This is a genomic window from Helicobacter pylori, from assembly GCF_001653475.1.
In the GTDB taxonomy this organism is placed as follows: domain Bacteria; phylum Campylobacterota; class Campylobacteria; order Campylobacterales; family Helicobacteraceae; genus Helicobacter; species Helicobacter pylori_CM.
This window is the reverse complement of sequence record NZ_CP011487.1, coordinates 62683-83379: the sequence shown is the minus strand read 5'-3', so window position 1 is coordinate 83379 and position 20697 is coordinate 62683. Positions and strand designations below refer to the sequence as shown.

General features: G+C 39.4%; 17 protein-coding genes, 1 tRNA gene and 2 pseudogenes. 13 read left to right on the top strand and 7 right to left on the bottom strand.

The genetic code is table 11. From position 1 onward, the window contains the following. Positions 1-98 precede the first annotated feature (98 nt). From AA974_RS00395 to AA974_RS00370, 6 genes and pseudogenes are all read left to right on the top strand, one after another. Positions 99-1016 (top strand): O-acetylserine-dependent cystathionine beta-synthase, encoded by a 918-nt coding sequence (locus tag AA974_RS00395; RefSeq protein WP_064432943.1) that lies wholly within the window; start codon positions 99-101, stop codon positions 1014-1016. 21 nt (positions 1017-1037) lie between these two features. After that, positions 1038-2180 carry a cystathionine gamma-synthase gene (locus AA974_RS00390; protein WP_064432942.1) on the top strand — a complete coding sequence of 381 codons (1143 nt, stop codon included), beginning with the start codon at positions 1038-1040 and terminating at the stop codon, positions 2178-2180. A 30-nt stretch (positions 2181-2210) separates the two neighbouring features. After that, on the top strand, positions 2211-2678 hold the full coding sequence (locus tag AA974_RS00385; protein WP_064432941.1) for an S-ribosylhomocysteine lyase: 468 nt from the start codon (positions 2211-2213) through the stop codon (positions 2676-2678). A gap of 133 nt (positions 2679-2811) precedes the next feature. Further along, positions 2812-4557 (top strand): bifunctional metallophosphatase/5'-nucleotidase, encoded by a 1746-nt coding sequence (locus AA974_RS00380; RefSeq protein ID WP_064432940.1) that lies wholly within the window; start codon positions 2812-2814, stop codon positions 4555-4557. Between the two features lie 211 nt (positions 4558-4768). After that, the gene (gene tlpB, locus AA974_RS00375; protein ID WP_064432939.1) at positions 4769-6466 is read left to right on the top strand and encodes a methyl-accepting chemotaxis protein TlpB; all 1698 of its coding nucleotides are present in this window, start codon (positions 4769-4771) and stop codon (positions 6464-6466) included. 29 nt (positions 6467-6495) lie between these two features. After that, a pseudogene (locus tag AA974_RS00370) lies at positions 6496-7251 on the top strand (glycosyltransferase family 2 protein); the annotation flags it as partial. 10 nt (positions 7252-7261) lie between these two features. On the opposite strand, the gene AA974_RS00365 reads toward AA974_RS00370, so the two are convergent. From AA974_RS00365 to tlpA, 3 genes are all read right to left on the bottom strand, one after another. Further along, on the bottom strand, positions 7262-8017 hold the full coding sequence (locus AA974_RS00365) for an outer membrane beta-barrel protein (protein WP_064432937.1): 756 nt from the start codon (positions 8015-8017) through the stop codon (positions 7262-7264). Positions 8018-8229: 212 nt separating this feature from the next. Further along, positions 8230-9336 (bottom strand): epoxyqueuosine reductase QueH, encoded by a 1107-nt coding sequence (locus tag AA974_RS00360; protein ID WP_064432936.1) that lies wholly within the window; start codon positions 9334-9336, stop codon positions 8230-8232. After that, the gene (gene tlpA / locus AA974_RS00355) at positions 9336-11363 is read right to left on the bottom strand and encodes a methyl-accepting chemotaxis protein TlpA (protein ID WP_064432935.1); all 2028 of its coding nucleotides are present in this window, start codon (positions 11361-11363) and stop codon (positions 9336-9338) included. Before tlpA ends, AA974_RS00360 begins: the two co-directional genes overlap by 1 nt. A 213-nt stretch (positions 11364-11576) precedes the next feature. Between tlpA and thrC the strand changes: the two genes are divergently transcribed. Then, positions 11577-13037: a threonine synthase gene (thrC, locus tag AA974_RS00350; protein WP_064432934.1), complete on the top strand. Its 1461-nt coding sequence runs from the start codon at positions 11577-11579 to the stop codon at positions 13035-13037. Positions 13038-13133: 96 nt separating this feature from the next. Then, positions 13134-13847 (top strand): hypothetical protein, encoded by a 714-nt coding sequence (locus AA974_RS00345; RefSeq protein ID WP_064434029.1) that lies wholly within the window; start codon positions 13134-13136, stop codon positions 13845-13847. A 140-nt stretch (positions 13848-13987) separates the two neighbouring features. On the opposite strand, the gene AA974_RS00340 is transcribed toward AA974_RS00345, so the two are convergent. Then, positions 13988-14932 carry a D-2-hydroxyacid dehydrogenase gene (locus tag AA974_RS00340; protein WP_064432933.1) on the bottom strand — a complete coding sequence of 315 codons (945 nt, stop codon included), beginning with the start codon at positions 14930-14932 and terminating at the stop codon, positions 13988-13990. A 71-nt stretch (positions 14933-15003) separates the two neighbouring features. Here AA974_RS00340 and AA974_RS00335 point away from each other — a divergent pair, with 71 nt between their 5' ends. From AA974_RS00335 to futC1, 3 genes are all read left to right on the top strand, one after another. Next, a complete protein-coding gene (locus AA974_RS00335) occupies positions 15004-15534 on the top strand; it encodes a hypothetical protein (RefSeq protein ID WP_064432932.1) in 531 nt (176 codons plus the stop codon). 98 nt (positions 15535-15632) lie between these two features. Beyond that, a complete protein-coding gene (locus AA974_RS00330) occupies positions 15633-16085 on the top strand; it encodes an O-fucosyltransferase family protein (protein ID WP_064432931.1) in 453 nt (150 codons plus the stop codon). Then, the gene (gene futC1 / locus AA974_RS00325; RefSeq protein WP_064432930.1) at positions 16082-16522 is read left to right on the top strand and encodes an alpha-(1,2)-fucosyltransferase FutC1; all 441 of its coding nucleotides are present in this window, start codon (positions 16082-16084) and stop codon (positions 16520-16522) included. The genes AA974_RS00330 and futC1 overlap by 4 nt, the downstream gene beginning before the upstream one ends. Positions 16523-16539: 17 nt before the next feature. Here futC1 and AA974_RS00320 read toward each other — a convergent pair whose 3' ends face one another. From AA974_RS00320 to AA974_RS00310, 3 genes and pseudogenes are all read right to left on the bottom strand, one after another. Then, positions 16540-17364, bottom strand: coding sequence for a DNA-methyltransferase (locus AA974_RS00320; protein WP_064432929.1), 825 nt, complete (start codon positions 17362-17364; stop codon positions 16540-16542). Between the two features lie 3 nt (positions 17365-17367). After that, positions 17368-18400 (bottom strand): annotated as a pseudogene (locus tag AA974_RS00315) (hypothetical protein). 221 nt (positions 18401-18621) lie between these two features. After that, a tRNA-Ser gene (locus AA974_RS00310) sits at positions 18622-18713 on the bottom strand. A 129-nt stretch (positions 18714-18842) separates the two neighbouring features. Here AA974_RS00310 and fabD point away from each other — a divergent pair. Both fabD and AA974_RS00300 read left to right on the top strand, forming a co-directional pair. Next, positions 18843-19772 carry an ACP S-malonyltransferase gene (gene fabD / locus AA974_RS00305; protein WP_064432928.1) on the top strand — a complete coding sequence of 310 codons (930 nt, stop codon included), beginning with the start codon at positions 18843-18845 and terminating at the stop codon, positions 19770-19772. Positions 19773-19782: 10 nt separating this feature from the next. Further along, complete coding sequence (locus tag AA974_RS00300; protein WP_064432927.1) at positions 19783-20478, top strand: 5'-methylthioadenosine/adenosylhomocysteine nucleosidase; 696 nt, start codon at positions 19783-19785, stop codon at positions 20476-20478. Positions 20479-20697 lie beyond the last annotated feature (219 nt).

The window sequence follows — 20697 nt, the reverse complement described above, 5'->3', positions numbered from 1 at the left end:
TATTTTACCGACACCAACATTCTACTATCAATTTTACTCCATTTAATGAGTTTAGGCATAATCGCAAAATTGAGTTATTGTTATCTTTAGGAGGAATGATGATTATCACCACCATGCAAGACGCCATAGGCCGCACTCCCGTTTTTAAATTCACCAGCAAGGATTACCCCATTCCCACAAAGTCCGCCATTTACGCCAAACTAGAGCATTTAAACCCAGGAGGGAGCGTTAAAGATCGCTTAGGCCAATACCTTATAGAAGAAGGGTTTAGAATAGGTAAAATCACTTCTAAAACGACCATCATTGAGCCTACCGCAGGCAATACCGGCATCGCTCTAGCCTTAGTCGCAATCAAGCACCACCTTAAAACCATCTTTGTTGTCCCGGAAAAATTCAGCACAGAAAAACAACAAATCATGAGGGCTTTGGGGGCTTTGGTGATCAACACACCTACTAGTGAGGGGATTTCTGGCGCTATTAAAAAAAGTAAAGAGTTAGCCGAAAGTATCCCTGATAGCTATTTGCCCTTGCAATTTGAAAACCCTGATAATCCCGCCGCTTACTACCACACCCTAGCCCCTGAGATTGTCCAAGAATTAGGCACAGGGCTTACGAGCTTTGTAGCCGGGATAGGGAGTGGTGGCACTTTTGCGGGCACGGCTAGGTATTTGAAAGAACGCATCCCTACGATTCGCTTGATTGGGGTGGAGCCAGAGGGTTCTATTTTGAATGGGGGAGAGCCTGGGCCTCATGAGATTGAGGGCATTGGCGTGGAGTTTATCCCTCCTTTTTTTGCAAACCTGGATATTGATGGCTTTGAAACGATCTCAGATGCAGAGGGTTTTAACTACACTAGGGAGTTAGCCAAGAAAAACGGCTTATTGGTGGGGAGCTCTAGCGGGGCGGCTTTTGTAGCAGCATTGAAAGAAGTGCAACGCCTCCCAGAAGGCAGCCAGGTTTTAACCATTTTCCCGGATGTTGCCGATCGTTATCTTTCTAAAGGTATTTATTCATAAATTCATAAACAAGGAAAAACCATGCGCATGCAAACAAAACTAATCCATGGGGGCATTAGTGAGGATGCGACAACGGGGGCGGTGAGCGTGCCTATTTATCAAACTTCCACCTACCGCCAAGACGCCATAGGCCGCCATAAGGGCTATGAATACTCCCGCTCAGGCAACCCCACACGCTTTGCTTTAGAAGAACTCATCGCTGATTTAGAAGGGGGGGTTAAGGGGTTTGCTTTTGCTTCTGGTTTAGCTGGGATCCACGCCGTTTTTTCCCTCTTGCAATCAGGCGATCATGTGTTATTAGGCGATGATGTTTATGGGGGGACTTTTCGCTTGTTCAACAAAGTGCTTGTCAAAAACGGGCTTTCTTACACCATTATAGACACTAGCGATATATCCCAAATCAAAAAGGCTATCAAGCCCAACACCAAAGCCCTTTATTTAGAAACCCCTAGTAACCCCTTGCTTAAAATCACGGATTTAGTGCAATGCACTAGTGTTGCTAAAGATCATGGTTTGCTCACTATCGTGGATAACACCTTTGCCACCCCCTATTGCCAAAACCCGCTTCTTTTGGGAGCAGACATTGTAGCGCATAGCGGTACAAAATACTTAGGCGGTCATAGCGATGTAGTCGCCGGGCTTGTAACCACTAATAATGAAGCGCTAGCCCAAGAAATCGCTTTTTTCCAAAACGCTATCGGTGGGGTTTTAAGTCCCCAAGACAGTTGGCTGTTGCAAAGAGGGATTAAAACGCTAGGATTACGCATGGAAGCCCATCAAAAAAACGCCCTTTGCGTGGCTGAGTTTTTAGAAAAACACCCTAAAGTAGAAAGGGTTTATTACCCGGGCTTGCCCACTCACCCTAACCACGAGCTAGCCAAAGCCCAGATGCGTGGCTTTAGTGGGATGCTCTCTTTCACTCTCAAAAATGACAGCGAGGCGCTTACTTTTGTAGAAAGCCTTAAGCTATTCATTTTAGGTGAGAGTTTGGGCGGGGTGGAAAGTTTGGTGGGGATTCCAGCGTTTATGACCCATGCGTGTATCCCTAAAACACAACGAGAAGCTGCAGGGATTAGAGATGGCCTGGTGCGCTTGTCTGTAGGGATTGAGCATGAGCAGGATTTGTTAGAAGATTTAGAGCAAGCGTTCACTAAAATAAGCTAAAGTTACTATTTATAAACTAAAGGAGTTAAAATGAAAACACCAAAAATGAATGTAGAGAGTTTTAATTTGGATCACACCAAAGTCAAAGCCCCTTATGTGCGTATCGCCGATCGCAAAAAGGGCGTTAATGGGGATTTAATCGTCAAATACGATGTGCGCTTCAAACAGCCCAACAAAGATCACATGGACATGCCAAGCTTACACTCTTTAGAGCATTTGGTCGCTGAGATTATCCGTAACCATGCCAGTTATGTTGTGGATTGGTCGCCTATGGGTTGCCAAACGGGATTTTATCTCACGGTGTTAAACCATGACAATTACACAGAGATTTTAGAGGTTTTAGAAAAGACGATGCAAGATGTGTTAAAGGCTACAGAAGTACCTGCCAGCAATGAAAAGCAATGCGGTTGGGCGGCTAACCACACTTTAGAGGGCGCGCAGAATTTAGCACGCGTTTTTTTAGACAAACGCGCTGAGTGGTCTGAAGTGGGGGTTTGATTGGCGGAGGAATGATTTTACTCCCCTACCCCCTTATCCGTTTTAGGCGTTAAACGCCAATCAAAAACCATCGTATCCGTGTTAATATGATGTAAAAATTAATGTTATGAATCTCTTTTATGGAAGGATTTCAATGAGAAAGTTGGTTTTAATCATCTTTTTAACGCTGGCACTTTCAATATCTGCAAAAGAAGTAAAAATAGTGTTTTTAGAAACTTCAGACATTCATGGGCGGCTTTTTTCGTATGATTATGCGGTGGGGGAACAAAAACCCAATAACGGCTTGACAAGGATTGCGACTTTAATCAAAAAGCAGAGGGCTGAGAATAAAAATGTGGTTTTGATTGACAGCGGGGATTTGTTGCAGGGTAATAGCGCGGAGTTGTTTAATGATGAGCCTATCCACCCGCTAGTTTTAACCGAAAATGATTTGAAATTTGATATTCGTATGCTTGGGAATCACGAGTTTAATTTCAGCAAAGATTTTTTAGAGAAAAATATTAAAGGGTTTAATGGCGATGTCGTGAATGCGAATATTATCCAAACTGCGGACAATAAGCCGTTTGTAAAACCTTATGCGATTAAAAAAATTGATGGCGTGAAGGTGGCGGTTGTGGGGTATTTGGTGCCGCATATCCCCACTTGGGAGGCCTCTACGCCTGAACATTTTGCAGGATTGGAGTTTTTGGACGCTGAAGAATCGTTAAAAAAGACTTTGAAAGAGCTAAAAGGGAAGTATGATATTTTGATTGGCGCTTTTCATTTGGGGCGAGAAGATGAGAAAGGTGGCGATGGGATACCGGATCTAGCGAAAAAATTCCCGCAATTTGACATCATTTTTGCAGGGCATGAGCATGCGGTTTATAACACTAAAGTGGGAAGGGTGCATACCATTGAGCCTGGAGCGTATGGGGCTTATCTGGCAAAGGGCGTGGTTGTATTTGACACCCAAACGAAGAAAAAAATCATAACGACTGAAAATTTACCCACAAAAGATGTTCCAGAAGATGAAGAATTAGCGAAAAAATATGAATATGTGGATAAAAAATCAAAAGAATACGCTAATGAAGTTGTCGGCGAAGTTACAAAAACCTTTATTGACAGGCCTGATTTTATCACAGGAGAAGCGAAAATCACTACAATGCCCACAGCCGCATTGCAAGAAACACCGGTAATAGAATTGATTAACCATGTGCAAAAATATTATGCAAAAGCCGATGTTTCAGCGGCAGCCTTATTCAATTTTGGGGCAAATTTGAAAAAAGGGCCTTTCAAAAGAAAAGATGTCGCCTATATTTACAAGTTCGCTAATACGCTCATTGGAGTGGATATAACGGGTGAAAATCTATTGAAATACATGGAATGGTCATACCGATTTTACAATCAGTTGCAACCAGGCGATTTGACGATCAGTTTTAATGAAAACATTCGCGGCTATAACTTTGATATGTTTTCTGGCGTGAAATACCAAGTTGATGTTACAAAACCCGCCGGATCAAGGATCATTAATCCAACAATCAACAACAAACCCATTGATCCCAAAGCGGTCTATAAATTAGCGATCAACAATTACCGATTCGGGACATTATCCAAGACATTAAATTTGGTTACAGACGCTAATAGGTATTATAATTCTTACGATGGATTGCAAGATAATGGGCAAATACGAGATCTAATCATCAAATACATCACCGAAGAAAAAGGCGGGAAGGTAACCCCTGAACTGGAACATAATTGGGAAATCATCAACTATAATTTCAAAAACCCGTTGTTGGAAAAATTGAGAGAAAAATTAAAAGAGGGGAGCGTCAAAATCCCCACTTCAAAAGACGGGAGGACTTTGAATGTCAAATCCATTAAGGAAAGTGAAGTTAAATAAGGTTTTTTATTTTTATTATGTTTATTTTTAAGCCTAACTTAAAAAAGGGTGTTCTATAATTTTAGCTTGTTTGTTCTCTGTTTACATTGGTTTTCAAACAACCGGGTTTTTAATTTTGTTTTGTGCCACCACTCATTTTTCGGGGGGGGGGTGCATTTAGAAGCTAACTCTAAAATTAGGGTTTGACTTAAAAATGATTGATAGGAGATGAATGGTGTTTTTTTCAATGTTTTCTTCGTTGGGGGCTCGTATTATATTTATCGTGCTAGCCGCTCTTTTAGGTTTAGGGGGGCTTTTTATTGGTTTTGTAAAGGTTACGCAAAAAGATGTGCTAGCGCAACTCATGGAGCATTTAGAAACCGAGCAATACAAAAAGCGTGAAAAAACGCTCGCTTACATGACAAAGCTTCTTGAACAGGGCATTCATGAGTATTACAAAAATTTTGATAATGCTACTGCAAGAAAAATGGCGTTGGATTATTTTAAACGCATTAACGATGATAAGGGCATGATTTATATCGTGGTGGTGGATAAAAATGGGGTGGTGCTGTTTGATCCGGTCAATCCTAAAACCGTAGGCCAATCAGGGCTTGACGCCCAGAGCGTTGATGGGGTGTATTATGTTAGGGGGTATTTACAAGCGGCTAAAAAAGGGGGAGGCTATACTTATTATAAAATGCCTAAATACGATGGAGGCGTGCCGGAGAAAAAATTCGCCTACTCGCATTATGATGAGGTGTCTCAAATGGTGATCGCAACGACTTCTTATTACACTGACATTAACACAGAAAATAAAGCGATCACAGAAGGCGTAGATAAGGTTTTTAATGAAAACACCACGAAATTATTCCTTTGGATACTGAGCGCGACAATAGCGTTAGTGGTTTTGACGCTCATATACGCTAAATTAAGGATCGTGAAACGCATTGATGAACTGGTCCTTAAAATCAACGCTTTTAGCCATGGAGATAAGGATTTGAGAGCCAAAATTGATGTGGATGATCGCAACGATGAAATCTCGCAAGTGGGCCGTGGGGTCAATTTGTTTGTGGAAAATGCCCGCTTGATTATGGAAGAGATTAAAGGGATTTCCACCCTCAATAAAACTTCAATGGATAAATTAGTCCAAATCACGCAAGAAACCCAAAAGAGCATGAAAGATTCATCAACCACCCTAAATTCCGTAAAAAATAAAGCCACTGATATAGCGAGCATGATGAATATTTCCATAGAGCAGTCTCAAGGGTTAAGGAAGCGTTTGATTGAAACGCAAGCGCTTGTCAAAGAGAGCAAGGATGCGATCGGGGATTTATTTTCTCAAATCACAGAGAGCGCGCACACTGAAGAGGAACTCTCTAGCCAAGTGGAGCAACTCAGCCGTAACGCTGATGATGTCAAATCCATTTTGGATATTATCAATGATATTGCCGATCAAACCAATCTTTTAGCCCTAAACGCCGCTATTGAAGCCGCACGGGCCGGCGAGCATGGCAGAGGCTTTGCGGTGGTGGCTGATGAAGTGAGGAATTTAGCCGGGCGCACTCAAAAGTCTTTAGCCGAAATCAATTCCACTATCATGGTGATTGTCCAAGAAATCAATACCGTAAGCTCGCAAATGAATCTCAATTCGCAAAAAATGGAGCGCTTGAGCGATATGAGTAAAAGCGTGCAAGAAACTTACGAAAAAATGAGCTCCAATTTAAGCTCAGTCGTGTCAGACAGCAATCAAAGCATGGACGATTACGCCAAATCCGGACACCAAATTGAAGCTATGGTAAGCGATTTTGTAGAAGTGGAAAAAGTGGCTTCTAAGACTTTAGCCGATTCTTCAGAGATTTTAAACATCGCTACGCATGTGAGTGGAACGACTATGAATTTAGACAAACAAGTGAATTTGTTTAAAACTTAATTGGGGGGAGTTTATCAAAAAGGGTTGGATTGTTAAAAGTTTCTGTGATCACGGCGTGTTTTAATAGCGAAAAAACCATTGAAAACACCATTCTTTCCGTGCTCAATCAAACTTATAAAAACATTGAATACATTATTATAGACGGGGCTAGCGCGGATAACACTTTAGGAATCATTCAAAAGTATAAAGACAAAATCGCTTGCGTGATAAGCGAAAAAGATAAGGGCATTTATGACGCCATGAACAAAGGCATAAAGCGTTCTAGTGGGGATATTATCGCTTTATTGAATAGCGATGATTTTTACAAAGATGAGTTTGTGGTAGAAAAAGTGGTGCATGAATTTGAAAACAAACGCTGCGATAGCGTGTATGCGGATCTGGTTTTTGTCAAACCTGATTGTTTAGAAAAAGTGGTCCGTTATTATGAAAGCGGGGAGTTTAGCCCTAAAACTTTACTTTATGGTGTGGTGCCAGCGCACCCCACGCTTTTTGTTAAAAAAGCCATTTATGAACGCTATGGCTTATACAAAACCGATTATAAGATTTCAGCGGATTTTGAGATGATTATCCGCTTGTTTGTGGTGCAAAAAATAAGCTTTTCTTATTTGAAAGAAGTGTTAGTCATCATGCGCACCGGTGGGGTTAGCGCGAGTGGGTTTAAAAGCCTTTTATTAAGGAATAAAGAAAACATACGAGCATGCCAAGAAAACGGCATTCAAGCGAATGTTTTTTCCATGCTTTTAAAATACCCTAGGAAAATAATGGGCCTATTTAAAAGGGGATCTTAAAGGGGGACTAAAACGAAACGATTAAAGAAAGGTTAGCGTTAAATCGTGGTTTGAATCTTTCTTGATGGTTGTTGTAGGTGTAAAAAACATTCCTCACTAAAGGCGTTTCAATCCCTAACTGCAAAGACAAATAGCCGATAAAATCCACGATAAAACCAAAACGAAAAGGGGCTTGAAAAAAGGTTTTCTTGGTTCTTGGGATGATTGTCGTGATAGCGCCGGATTTAATCGTATCCACTAATAACACCCCTTGCTCTAAAGCGATCCCCAAATAACTCCTAAAACGATAGGTTTTTTTATCCACAAAAATCCAAGAAAAATCTAACGCACCCCCGTAATTTTGCACCATTAGGATTTGAGGCTGGGAGAGCGAAACGGAATGGGAATAGTTATAGACGCTAAAGATTCTAAAACCGACTTTAGGGTGGTTTCTTAAAAAATGCTCCAAACCTGTAGCGGTGTTAAACCCTATGCTATTAGCCATAAGAGTCAAGTTTTGATTAGTGGTTGAATAAGCGGCTTGCGAATAGTTGTATCCAAAAATAAAGAAAAACTTAAGGCTTTTTTCTAAAGCCCTTTTTAAGATTTGCTGGTTTTTGTCTAGGATTTGCTGTTTTTCATGGTTTTTATCAATGGTTAGGGGCTTGTCGTCTTCATTCTTGTTTTTAAAATTTTCTAAGAATTGAGACCAAGTGATTTCTTTGGCTTCTAAAAAGAGTGGTTTCAACGATAAAAAGAGATAAATACTAAATAGAGTTTTCAAATACAGCCTTAAACTTTTTGTGGCTATTGTGCCTAATTATCTTAAATTAACTTTAAATCACTTATGTATTTTTACTATAACCCCCACTCACACACAACGCTATATTTTAAAATACAATCTATTGAGATTTTATCCCCATCAAGTATGGATAAGCCAACTTTAATCATTTTTAATTTTCATTACAAGAATCTATCGCTCCATTAAAATTTAGCTTATAGCAAATAAAACACTTTTTCTTCTTGAAAAATGCTTTTAATTTCTACAAAAAGGGTTTTTTCTATGCGTTCTTCTAGCACGATAATGGGGTTAATGCTCTCGCTCCCGCTCACTAACGCCCTTAAAGACAACTCTTCTTCATAATTTAAGGGGTTAAGGTTTAACTCTTTTAAATTATCGTAGTTTTTTGCCATAAGAGTATTAAGACCTTCTAAAGTTAAAAACAAGGTTTCATCTCTTTGGCTATAACCTACTAGCACGCTTAAACGCTGAGAAAAAACCCACCTTAAATCGTTGATCCTAACTCTAGCCTTATTTTTAGAACGCGCCAGAATGCAACAATTCAAAGGGTTTGAATTTTTAGAAAGCCACACGCCCCCGTTTAATAAGCGGTAAGTTGCGATCGTTTTTTGGGCTAAAAAAGGCTTATTGCCATTCTTTTTAGCCGCTTCTAATGCTCTAAAAACTTGCGTTCTTTCTTCAACGCTTGCGGGTAAAATCTGGCGTTTTAAAGGCGAGTAAAGCTCAAAGGGGCTTCTGTTTTGGGATTCTTTTTGGATTTTTAAAGCGAATTGGCAACCGCAATAATTTTGCCTGTAAAGCTCATTTTCTCTCGCCAAAGCTTGCAAGTTTAAATCCAACTCGCTCTTAAAATGTTCAAAATTATCGTTTCTGAACACCACAAATTCCAAATTGTGCCTTTGCGCGATGTGTTGTCCCTTAGTGATGAGCTGGTTAGGGTCTTTTTTAGGGCTTGTGAGTAAGGTGGTGGTGAATTTTTCTTCCCCTAATTCAAAGGCTTTTAACGCGCTCGCTTCTAATCGTAAATCAAAACACTCAAAACAGCGCTCGCTTTTTTCCCCTAACAATTCCTTACCCTTAGCCTTATCTAAAAATTTTTCTAATTCATAATCGCCTTCAAGCAATTCAATTTCTAGCATCTCGCAAGTGCGTTTCACATCTTCTAAACGCAACAAATATTCGCTATAAGGGTGGATATTGGGGTTATAAAAAAACCCTATAATTTTTTCACCCACAAAAGCCTCTTTAGCCTTTTTTAAAAAATAAAGGTTATCCACTGAGCAGCAAATATGAATGAGCATTAAAACTGCTTTTTATTCACATCTTCTAAAATGTCGTTAGAGACTTTGTCAATTTCTTGACTGATCTCTAAAGAATCGCTAGCGATTTTTAGATTGCCCTCAGTAACTGATCTTAAGGCTTCAATAGAAGCGTTGATTTCTTCTACTTCTTTAACCTGGTTTTTAATGCTTTCGCTCGTGTCTGAAATGCTTTGAACTAAAATATTAATATTGGCTTCAATTTCGCTGAGCGATTTTTGCGTCCTTTCAGCGAGCTTTCTCACTTCATCAGCCACCACCGCAAAACCTCTGCCATGCTCGCCAGCTCTTGCGGCTTCAATAGCGGCGTTTAGGGCTAATAGATTCGTTTGATCGGCAATGTCTCTAATGATTTCTACAATGCTTTTAATGTCTTGCCCTTGTTCAATCATGGATTCACTTTGAGAGCTCACGCCTTGAATGGAAGTGGTGATATTTTCTATCGTTTTAGAAGTTTCCATCAAGCTTTTGTGTTGGGAGTTTGAAGCCTTCTCTAAATTTTGCACGCATTCTTTTAAATTCGCACTATCGTTCGCTAAATCTTTGGCAAAATTAGACGAAGTCTCTAGCATTTTTTGGATTTCTTGCCCTAAAGCGTTAGTGACCAATTCCACCCTACCCGAAGCGTTTTGGATCCGACCTCTAAAATCCAAACCAGAATAGCTTTCAAAGATTTTGAAAATGCTTGGCATGTGAGTCCCTACGCTTTCTTGCAAATAATCCATGATCCCGTTTAGCGCGTCTTTCAATTCTTTCAAATCAGGGCTTGCGGGTTCAGCCGTGATGCGCACCGCAAAATTCCCTGCTTTCACATCTGAAACCACTTTAATAGTGTCTTGGACGGCTTGCTTGTCTTCTTGCATGATTTTTTGGGTTTGCAAGATATTTTTATTGATCGCTGTTTGCATGCGCCCTAATTCGTCATTAGATTGCGCTTCAACCAATTTAATATCGCTAGAATGGGCTTGATTGTTCAATAATTTAAAGAAATGAGACAAGGTGCTAGAAACGACTTCCAAACGATTGCTCACAATCGCTCGCATTAAGAGAGTGATCGCTACGATTAAGGCTAACACCATGATAGCGCTCGCTATAATCACCACAAAACGCACCGAGCCTACTTGCTCATAGACTTTGTCTTTTTCAATGATTAAAGCGATCATCCAATTAAGATTGTCTTTACTTTCTGTTTTGCCTAGCATTTTAAAGGTTTCAACGGCTAAAAAATTTTCCTTATGGCTAAAGGGATCCAGGTATTCTAAAGTCGCTTTAGAGCCGTTTTCTAAAATCGCCATCACTTCATTAGTGGCTTTAGGCACGCTCTTATAAATTTCTGTAATAGATTTGTCTTGCAAACTCTTATTCGCGCTCAAAAGCACTTTACCTTTAACGCCAATTAAAAACAAATCGCTCCTGTTTTTAGTGATTTCATTACTGAAGCCGTCAATGGAAATAAAAACTATCAAAGCCCCTACAACCTCTTGAGTGTTTTCATTCAATAAAGGTAAAAGAACATCAACCCCATAAACTTCCGCCCCATTAGGCATTTTCCTATAATAAGGCAAGCTTTTAGAAATTTCTTTATTTTTCATCGCTTTTTGCGCTAAAGGGTTATTCCCTAATGACGGATTTTCCATCAACTTAATCGCATCGTTATCCCTTAAAAGCATGAGCCTTAAATCCTCTCTGTCTTTGAAAAACATGCTCACCCCAGCGACATGCGAATTGGCTAAAATGAAGTTTTTTAACAATTGGATTTTGATTTCTCTTTTGGTGTCTTTAGGGAGCATTTCTTTGACAATACCCATGCTCGTATAAGTATTTTCAAGAACCCCTTGCACTTCCTTAACTTTAAAATGCAAACTATCTTGCATAGAATGCAGAGCGCTTTCTTTTAAAATCTCTTTCACCCTGCTGTTTAAGGACACCCCTAAAATGCTCACGCACACAATCACAATCAACGCCACGCACAATATGATTTTATTACCGATACTCAAACCTTTAGACAAAACACAACCTTACTATGATGGAATTTTTTGCCCATTTGCGGCAAAATTTTAAACCGCATTATAGTATGATAAGCATAAATCAAAAATTAAATTGGATTAAAAAGGCGATCAATCATTCTCATTAAAAAACCATTTTAAGGTTGCATTCGCTCTTTTAGGGTATGCTACGACTTGAAATTATCCAAATATAAAATAATATAAAAAGGAATCATCATGCCTTTTGTCCCCACTCGTTCTTTGAAAGAAAAAAAGATTGATTTTATTGAAGCGGTATTAAACCCCAACGCCCCAAAAGGCGGGCTTTACACTTTAGAGCATTTTGAAACATTAGAATGGCAGGATTGTCTGAATCTGAGCTATAATGAATTGGTAGAATGCGTGTTTGAGCGATTGGGTTTAGAGATTCCTAAGGGTTTATTGACAAGCGCTTTAAAACGCTATGAAAATTTTGATAACCCTAAAAATCCAGCCCCTATTTTTGCGCTTAATGAAAGGCTTTTTGTCCAAGAGCTCTACCATGGGCCTAGTTTGGCGTTTAAAGACATGGCGTTACAGCCTTTAGCGAGCTTGTTTTCTGGTCTGGCGGTAGGGAAAAATGAAAAGTATTTGATGCTCGTTTCTACAAGCGGCGATACCGGTCCTGCGACTTTAGAAAGTTTGGCGGGTATGCCTAATGTTTTTGTGGTGTGTTTATACCCCAAAGACGGCACAAGTTTAGTCCAAAAACTCCAAATGGTTACTCAAAGCGCTAGCAATTTAAAGGTCTTTGGGATCAGCGGGGACTTTGATGATGCGCAAAACGCACTCAAAAACCTTTTAAAAGACGATGGTTTTAGCGACGCTTTAAAAGCGCACCAATTAAAATTAAGCGTGGCTAATTCCGTGAATTTCGGGCGCATCGCTTTTCAAATCGTCTATCATATTTGGGGCTTTTTAGAATTGTATAAAAAAGGGGCGATCAATTCTAAAGAAAAAATCACCCTGGCCATACCTAGCGGTAATTTTGGGAACGCTTTAGGGGCGTTTTATGCCAAAAAAATGGGCTTGAATATTGCTAAAATCAAGGTTGTAACCAACAGCAATGATGTTTTAAGGGAGTTTATAGAGACAGGGCGTTACGATTTAACTCATCGTTCTTTAAAGCAAACCTACTCGCCGGCTATGGATATTTTAAAAAGCTCTAATGTGGAAAGGGCGCTTTTTAGCCTTTTTGGGTTTGAACGCACGCTAGAATTGATGCAAGCTTTAGAAGAAGAGAGATTTTATGCGTTAAAGCCTAAAGAATTAGCCCTTTTACAAGAGCATTTTTCTTGCGCGAGTTGCTCAGATGAAGATTGTTTGAAAACAATCCAAGAGGTTTATGCAGAGCACCAATACCTAATTGACCCCCACACCGCCACTGCTTTAAACGCCAGCTTGAAAACCCATGAGAAAACCCTTGTTTCTGCCACCGCTTCTTATGAAAAATTCCCTAGAACCACCCTTTTAGCCTTAAACGAGCAAAAGAAAAACAATAACGACAAAATCGCCCTAAAAACGCTTAAAAACAGCTACAATACCCCGGACAGCCAGCGTCTTGATGATTTGTTTGAAAGAGGAATCAAGCACCAAGAAGTTTTAAAACTCAATGAGATTAAATCTTCTATTCTTTTGTGGCTAGAAAGCTTGCATTAAATCTTTTTTAAGTAATAAAGTCTCCATTTTAAGTCAAACTACACTATAATAAGGGAATTCTAAACGAAGATTAAACTTTGAATGAAAGGGATTTTGATGAGAAAAATCGTTTTAGTAGCGATAGCCTTACTGATGAGTGCTTGCGCGAGCTATAAAATCACGCCTGAACATGTCACATCTTATAATAATGGGATTCAAGTGATGACTTCCACGCAAGCCAAATCTAAAGTCCAGCTAGAAATCGCTCAAAGCAAATTGAAAGGCTTGAATGCATCCCCCTTAGTGCTGTATGTAGCGGCGCAAGTTTTAGAGGGAAATCCTGTGGTGTTTAGCCGTAAAGCCATTTCGGTGTCTATCAACCAAACGAATTTACCGGTCTTAAGCTTAAGACAAGTGATGAAATCCAGTTTTGATTTTGAGGGTATTTTACAAAGTTTTAATATTGCCGTGCCGACCACCCCTATTGATAATGTCAATATGATCACCCCGCCTATGTTTTATTACGGGCAAGGGGGATTTTTAGCTTATAACGGCATGATGTATGGGGGAATGGGCATGTATGGGCCAGGCTTTGGCATGATGATGATGGATGATGTAGAAGAGCAAGAAGTCATGCAAGAAAGCCGCCAAGCTTTAAAAATCCTAGCGATCAATTACCTTAAGAAAAACACCCTTAATGTTGAAAGTAAGGCTAAGGGAGGGTTTGTGGTGGTGGATACCAAAAACCTTAAAACCCCGGGTGTGGTGGTGGTTAAAGTCTTTTTAGAAGATGAAATCCACACCTTTAAAATTGATATTTCTAAGATGTGATTATCCCCTTTAATAAAAGCCTTTGGGTCAATCCGCCTGAAGGTTTTTTTGGTTAAAAACAATCAAACCTTACTCCATTTTTTAGATTTTATTTTATGGTAAAAGGGGAGAAAAGCCAAGCCATTAAACCCCCCTTGCGTTTATTTTTGAGAAGCTAAAAAATCTTGGATATTTTCTTTGGTTTTTTCTACCAAGGTTTTCAAGCTGTCGCTATACGCCCATGCGATATGGGGGGTTAAAAGCAGTTTATTTTGGATCTTTGGGTTCAAAAACGCATGATCTTTTTCAAAAGGCTCTTTCACAAACACATCGCTCGCGTAATACAAATCTTTGGTTTCTAAAATTCCAGCTAGATCCTTTTCATTCACAATGCCCCCACGCCCCACATTGATTAAAATCGCCCCATCTTTTAGGCTTTGCAATTCTTTTAGAGCGATTAAATCGCGCGTGCTTTCATTTAAGGGGGCATGAATGCTGATAATATCGCTTGTTGTGAGCAGATCTTTTAAACTCAAGCGCTCATACTCTTCTTTTTTATCTTTAGGGGAATAATACACCACCTTTGCCCCGAAAGCTTGAGCGATCTTGGCGACTCTTTTACCGATAGTCCCTAAACCAATAACCCCCCATTGACTCCCTTTAATAAGCCCCATTTTAATATCGCTAATGTGCGTAAAAATATCGCTTCGACTATACTCCCCGCTTTTGCAATAACGATCGTAATCGTTGATCCTCCCCAATAAAGACAACGCGCACGCTAAAGTGTGCTGGGCTACGGATTCTGTAGAATAAGCGCTCACATTTTTGACTTCTATGCCTGAAGCTTTCGCGCTTTTTATATCCACATTATCCGTGCCCGTAGCGGTGATGCAAATGAGTTTGAGTTTAGGCAACTGGCTTAAAACCTCTTTAGTGATAATGACTTTATTCAATACCATTATTTCAGCTTCAATCGATCGTTCAACAATTTGATCGGGCGAAGTGATCTCATAAAAATCAAAATCTGCCACTTCTTTTAAAACTTCTAGCGCTTTTAACCCCACGCTTTTAGCATCTAAGATTACGCCTTTTTTGAATGTTTTCATCTCTTTACTCCTAGAATTAATTTTAAATTATATAATTAAACCACAAAATCCTTTTTTAAAAGAAAATGAGCATGCCAAAACCCAAGAAAAACACCCTCCCATGTAGCCCTTCTATCAAAATGTCTTATTTCATGCGCTTTCTCATTAAATGGCGCACCCGTTCTTTAAGCCATAAAATGATGACTCTCATTCAAATCTTAAGCATTCTGGCTTTAGCGAGCAAGGCCAGTGAAGATTTAGAAGAGCAACTCAAAAAAATCAAAGATTACATTTATAGAACCCTAAACGCTAAAATCGCATCTGATGTGTATAACCGAGTGCTTATTTTAGTGAATGAATATTGCACTAATGAAGAATTATTTGATAAAGAGAGCGTTAAAATTTCAGATTTACTCATTCAAGACATTCAGCTTTACGCACTAGTAGATGAAATGCTTAAAGAAGATAAATACCAAGTCCAGCACACCATTTTAAAGGGCATCATCAAGCGCAAATACGATGAAGCCTACTCGCTCAATAGCGAAGACAGGATTCTTTTAGAATACCAGGAACGCTTGCTAGAACCCTCATACGCATCTTTTTCAAATAAAAAATTCAAATGATTTAAAAGCGTTATTCCCCCACTTTTTAGGCTTTTATTGAAAAAGGGCTTTAAAATGAGCTAAAATTAGCGTTTCATTTGGAAATACAAAGGGATTGAATGGCTTTTAAGGTGGTGCAAATTTGCGGGGGGCTTGGGAATCAAATGTTTCAATACGCTTTTGCTAAAAGTTTGCAAAAACACCTTAATACGCCTGTGCTATTAGACATTACTTCTTTTGATGGGAGCAATAGGAAAATGCAATTAGAACTTTTCCCTATTGATTTGCCCTATGCGAGCGCGAAAGAAATCGCTATAGCTAAAATGCAACATCTCCCCAAGCTGGTAAGAGATGCGCTCAAATGCATGGGACTTGATAGGGTAAGCCAAGAAATCGTTTTTGAATACGAGCCTGAATTACTCAAACCAAGCCGCTTGACTTATTTTTTTGGCTATTTCCAAGATCCACGATATTTTGACGCTATATCCCCTTTAATCAAGCAAACCTTCACTCTACCCCCCCAGAAAATCATAAAAAAAAAGAGGAAGAATACCACCGCAAGCTTTCTTTGATTTTAGCCGCTAAAAACAGCGTGTTCGTGCATATAAGAAGGGGGGATTATGTGGGGATTGGCTGTCAGCTTGGTATTGACTATCAAAAAAAGGCGCTTGAGTATATGGCAAAGCGCGTGCCAAACATGGAGCTTTTTGTGTTTTGCGAAGACTTAAAATTCACGCAAAGCCTTGATCTGGGCTACCCTTTTATAGACATGACCACTAGGGATAAAGAAGAAGAGGCGTATTGGGATATGCTGCTCATGCAATCTTGTCAGCATGGCATTATCGCTAATAGCACTTATAGCTGGTGGGCGGCTTATTTGATAAAAAATCCAGAAAAAATCATTATTGGCCCCAAACACTGGCTTTTTGGGCATGAAAATATCCTTTGTAAGGAATGGGTGAAAATAGAATCCCATTTTGAGGTGAAATCCGAAAAGTATAACGCTTAAAGCGGCTTAAAAAGGGCTTATTGGAGATTTAAATCTTTGATTTTAGATTGTATCTCTTCATAGCGAGTGTCTAATTCTAATTTTCTGTTCATTGATATTTTGATAAACCCGCTTTCTTTTTCTATGCCGATAAATTCCCTCTTCAAAAGATTAGCCGCAATGCCTGTAGTAGAGCTCCCGCTAAAAGGATCGCCAATGAGAGAATTCCCATCGCTCGCCATTAAAAGCAAGCGCACTAATAAAGCGAGGGGTTTTTGAGTGGGGTGCTTGCCATTCACTTTTTCCCAAGGAGCGATCGCCGGGAAGCTCCACACATCACGCATTTGTTTATCATTATTGATCTTTTTTAAAATCTCATAATTAAAAACATGCTTGTGTTTGTGGCTTTTTCTCGCCCAAATGATTTGCTCAGCTGAGTGCGTCAAATAACGGCAACTAAAATTAGGAGGAGGGTTGGTTTTTTGCCAAGTGATGAGATTTAAAATCTTAAAATCCAATTTTTGTAACACACGCCCCAAAGAAAAAAGATTGTGGTAAGTCCCACTGATTAAAAGGCTTCCTGTGTTTTTTAAAGCCTTTTTGGCGTTGTTTATCCACCGGTAATTAAACTCATCAATATCTTTAATCCCATCTTCTTTATCCCAATCGCCTTTATTGACGCTCACAATTTTACCGCTCTGTATGCTCAAGCCGTCATTAGAAAGGAAATAAGGCGGATCAGCAAAAATCAAATCAAACTGATTTTCAAATTGGGGCAAAACCTCATTGCAATCCCCTTGATAAAGAGTGAAAAGCTTGTCTTCGCTTTTAAAAATGGGGCAAGAAAGATAAGGCACTTCCATTTTTTATTCTGCTTTAATGCCTTTGTTTTCAATGTGTTTTTGTATTTCTTCATCATCAAGTGCTTTATCAAAATATCCCTCCGTGTTGATTTGCGTATCAAATCCTTTTTCAATTTGCTTGTTAATGTACATTATAAAAGACTTAAAATCCTCCGAACTTTGTTCTACAAGTATGTTAAGTGTTGGTATATCAATCTCCCTTTCCCTAGCTTCCAACAAGATTTTTGAGCTTGAAATCTCAGATTCCAGCTTGATAACCCCTATACCAAAGCTTTGGTTGAGCCGCTTTAATTCGTTAAAAACTTTATCTTCAATCTTTTTAAAAACCACCAAATACCCCTGATTAGCCCAGCTGGAATTGCTCACCGCTTGAAAATAGCTTTTTTTAAAATTTGGAAAAATTAAGCTCTTTTTTAAGCTCAAAGGAAAAAAGCTTGTGTTTTTTTGACCGGTTATGGTGTAAAAATTTCAAAGTTTCTTCATTGTAGGGAGAATCTTTATCATAGGGAAAATACACGCCCACGATGTCAGGATAATTCCACATATATTCGCCCGCTTCGCCTTTTTTTGGGCACTTTTCATGGTAGATAGTTTTGCATAGGAGCTTGAAATTTGGATCTTCATCAAGGAATTTCACAAGCAGTGGGTGTAAATCCCTTTCATTAAAAGAGATTTTTTGTTTTTTAGCTGCACCTGAACACTCGCTCTGTTCATCGTCTTCTTCTTCTTTGGCATTTGAGATTTCTTGTGGAGGAAATTCTCTTTCACGAGATTTGAGCCAATAGAAATGGGCTTTTCTTTCTTTGCGTGCAACATAAAATTGCTTCTTTTCTTTAGGAATGTCGTGCTCACCAAGTCTACTTCCAAGACTAGCAATAGTCTGCTTTTTATCCTCTTCGATTGAGCGGCTTTTTCTTTTTCCTTTTTTGTGTTCTTTATCCAATCCCATTCCACAAGCTCTCTCCCAAATTTCTTCTTTACTCAAAGGCCTCTCTGCTTGTTCTAAAACTTTTTTACCTAATTCTCTGTAATCCATGTTCTTGTTCTTTTTTTTTGTGATTGTAAACAGAAACGATTATACTCAAAATGTTTGAAAATACCGTAGCGGGTATAGGGTTTAGGCTGGGTGTCTCTCTTCACCCAACCTAAAATTTGTATTTGTAAAATCTGTAAAAGGAGTGTCGTAAAAGGAATGCTTAGAAACTATGGTGTCTCGTTAATACATTCTAAATAAAAAGTTTTTAAAGGCAAAAAGGCTGGCGGACAGGGAGGGATTCGAACCCTCGGTAACCTTGACGGCTACGCATCCTTAGCAGGGATGTGGTTTCAGCCAACTCACCCACCTGTCCTTTAAAAAGTAGAATTATAGTAAAAATAAGTTAAAATAAACCTTAAACTTTAATGGTTTCTAAACAAAACTAAGGGCTTTTATATTACAATCTTAAATTATAGATTAATAAAATTTAAAGGATAACACCATGCGATACGCGCTATTATTTCCAGGGCAAGGCTCGCAATGTATAGGAATGGGAAAGTCATTCTATGAGAGCCACACCCTAGCCAAAGAATTGTTTGAAAGGGCTTCTAACGCGCTTAAAGTGGATATGAAAAAAACGCTTTTTGAAGAAAATGAGCTTTTAAAAGAGAGCGCTTACACCCAGCCTGCCATTTATTTAGTGAGCTATACCGCTTACCAATTGCTCAACAGGCAAGCGGATGGGGGGTTAAAACCCGTTTTTGCTTTAGGGCATTCGCTCGGCGAAGTGAGCGCGGTGTCTTTGAGTGGGGCGTTAGATTTTGAAAAAGCCCTTAAACTCACGCACCAAAGAGGCAAAATGATGCAAGAAGCGTGTGCGAATAAAGACGCGTCCATGATGGTCGTTTTGGGCGTTTCTGAAGAAAGCCTTTTGAGTTTGTGTCAAAGGACCAAAAATGTGTGGTGCGCGAATTTCAATGGTGGCATGCAAGTGGTTTTAGCCGGGATCAAAGACGATTTGAAAGCTCTAGAGCCGACTTTAAAGGAAATGGGGGCTAAAAGGGTGGTTTTTTTAGAAATGAGCGTGGCGAGCCATTGCCCTTTTTTAGAGCCTATGGTTTTTAAATTCCAGGAATTGCTAGAAAAAAGCCTGAAAGATAAATTCCATTTTGAAATCATCTCCAATGCGACTAACGAAGCGTATCACAACAAAGCAAAAGCCGTTGAATTATTGAGCTTGCAACTCACTCAGCCGGTGCGTTATCAAGACTGCGTGAAATCCAATAATGACCGAGTGGATGTCTTTTTTGAATTAGGCTGTGGGAGTGTGTTAAAGGGGCTTAACAAGCGATTGAGCAACAAACCCACCATAAGCGTGGGGGGTAATAAAGGGCTTGATGAAGCCATTGAGTTTTTAGAAGAATTCGTGTGATTGGGAGAAAATGGTGCAAAAAATTGGCATTTTGGGGGCGATGAGAGAAGAAATAACCCCTATACTAGAATTGTTTGGCGTGGATTTTGAAGAGATTCCTTTAGGGGGGAATGTTTTCCATAAAGGCGTTTATCACAACAAGGAAATCATTGTCGCTTATAGCAAGATTGGCAAGGTGCATTCCGCTTTAACCACAACGAGCATGATTTTAACGTTTTGCGTTCAAAAGGTGCTTTTTAGTGGGGTGGCTGGAAGCTTGATTAAAGACTTAAAAATCAATGATTTGTTAGTGGCTATTCAATTAGTCCAGCATGATGTGGATTTGAGCGCGTTTAACCACCCTTTAGGGTTCATCCCAGAAAGCGCGATTTTTATTGAAACTAGCGAAAGTTTAAACGCTTTGGCTAAAAAAGTCGCTAATGAGCAACATATCGCACTCAAAGAAGGCGTCATCGCATCAGGCGATCAGTTTGTGCATAGCAAAGAAAGGAAAGAGTTTTTAGTGAGCGAGTTTAAGGCGAGCGCGGTGGAAATGGAGGGGGCGAGCGTGGCGTTTGTGTGCCAAAAATTTGGCGTGCCATGCTGTGTGTTAAGGAGCATTAGCGATAACGCTGATGAGAAAGCTGGCATGAGCTTTGATGCGTTTTTAGAAAAAAGCGCTCAAACTTCAGCGAAATTCTTAAAAAGCATGGTGGATAAGCTTTAGGGCTTGTTTTTACCAAACCATTAAAACCTTATTTTTAAAGAATGGGGTTTTTAGATTTGATTTTAAACTCATTTTTTAAGAGATTATTACTTGATTAGTGTCGCACTCTCTATATGATTTTCAATATTCATTAAAACAAAACCAAATTCCAGTAAAATAATTAGAATTTAAGCTATTTTTTAGTAGAATAACAAAGGATTAGGTGTATCTTATCTTATA

Bases quoted from the DNA above. Each gene is read 5' to 3' on its own strand.
- AA974_RS00395 (WP_064432943.1), top strand. From the start codon at position 99: ATGATTATCACCACCATGCAAGACGCCATAGGCCGCACTCCCGTTTTT.
- AA974_RS00390 (WP_064432942.1), top strand. From the start codon at position 1,038: ATGCGCATGCAAACAAAACTAATCCATGGGGGCATTAGTGAGGATGCG.
- AA974_RS00385 (WP_064432941.1), top strand. From the start codon at position 2,211: ATGAAAACACCAAAAATGAATGTAGAGAGTTTTAATTTGGATCACACC.
- AA974_RS00380 (WP_064432940.1), top strand. From the start codon at position 2,812: ATGAGAAAGTTGGTTTTAATCATCTTTTTAACGCTGGCACTTTCAATA.
- tlpB (WP_064432939.1), top strand. From the start codon at position 4,769: ATGGTGTTTTTTTCAATGTTTTCTTCGTTGGGGGCTCGTATTATATTT.
- AA974_RS00360 (WP_064432936.1), bottom strand. From the start codon at position 9,336: ATGCTCATTCATATTTGCTGCTCAGTGGATAACCTTTATTTTTTAAAA.
- thrC (WP_064432934.1), top strand. From the start codon at position 11,577: ATGCCTTTTGTCCCCACTCGTTCTTTGAAAGAAAAAAAGATTGATTTT.
- AA974_RS00345 (WP_064434029.1), top strand. From the start codon at position 13,134: ATGAGAAAAATCGTTTTAGTAGCGATAGCCTTACTGATGAGTGCTTGC.
- AA974_RS00340 (WP_064432933.1), bottom strand. From the start codon at position 14,932: ATGAAAACATTCAAAAAAGGCGTAATCTTAGATGCTAAAAGCGTGGGG.
- AA974_RS00335 (WP_064432932.1), top strand. From the start codon at position 15,004: ATGCCAAAACCCAAGAAAAACACCCTCCCATGTAGCCCTTCTATCAAA.
- AA974_RS00330 (WP_064432931.1), top strand. From the start codon at position 15,633: ATGGCTTTTAAGGTGGTGCAAATTTGCGGGGGGCTTGGGAATCAAATG.
- AA974_RS00320 (WP_064432929.1), bottom strand. From the start codon at position 17,364: ATGGAAGTGCCTTATCTTTCTTGCCCCATTTTTAAAAGCGAAGACAAG.
- fabD (WP_064432928.1), top strand. From the start codon at position 18,843: ATGCGATACGCGCTATTATTTCCAGGGCAAGGCTCGCAATGTATAGGA.
- AA974_RS00300 (WP_064432927.1), top strand. From the start codon at position 19,783: ATGGTGCAAAAAATTGGCATTTTGGGGGCGATGAGAGAAGAAATAACC.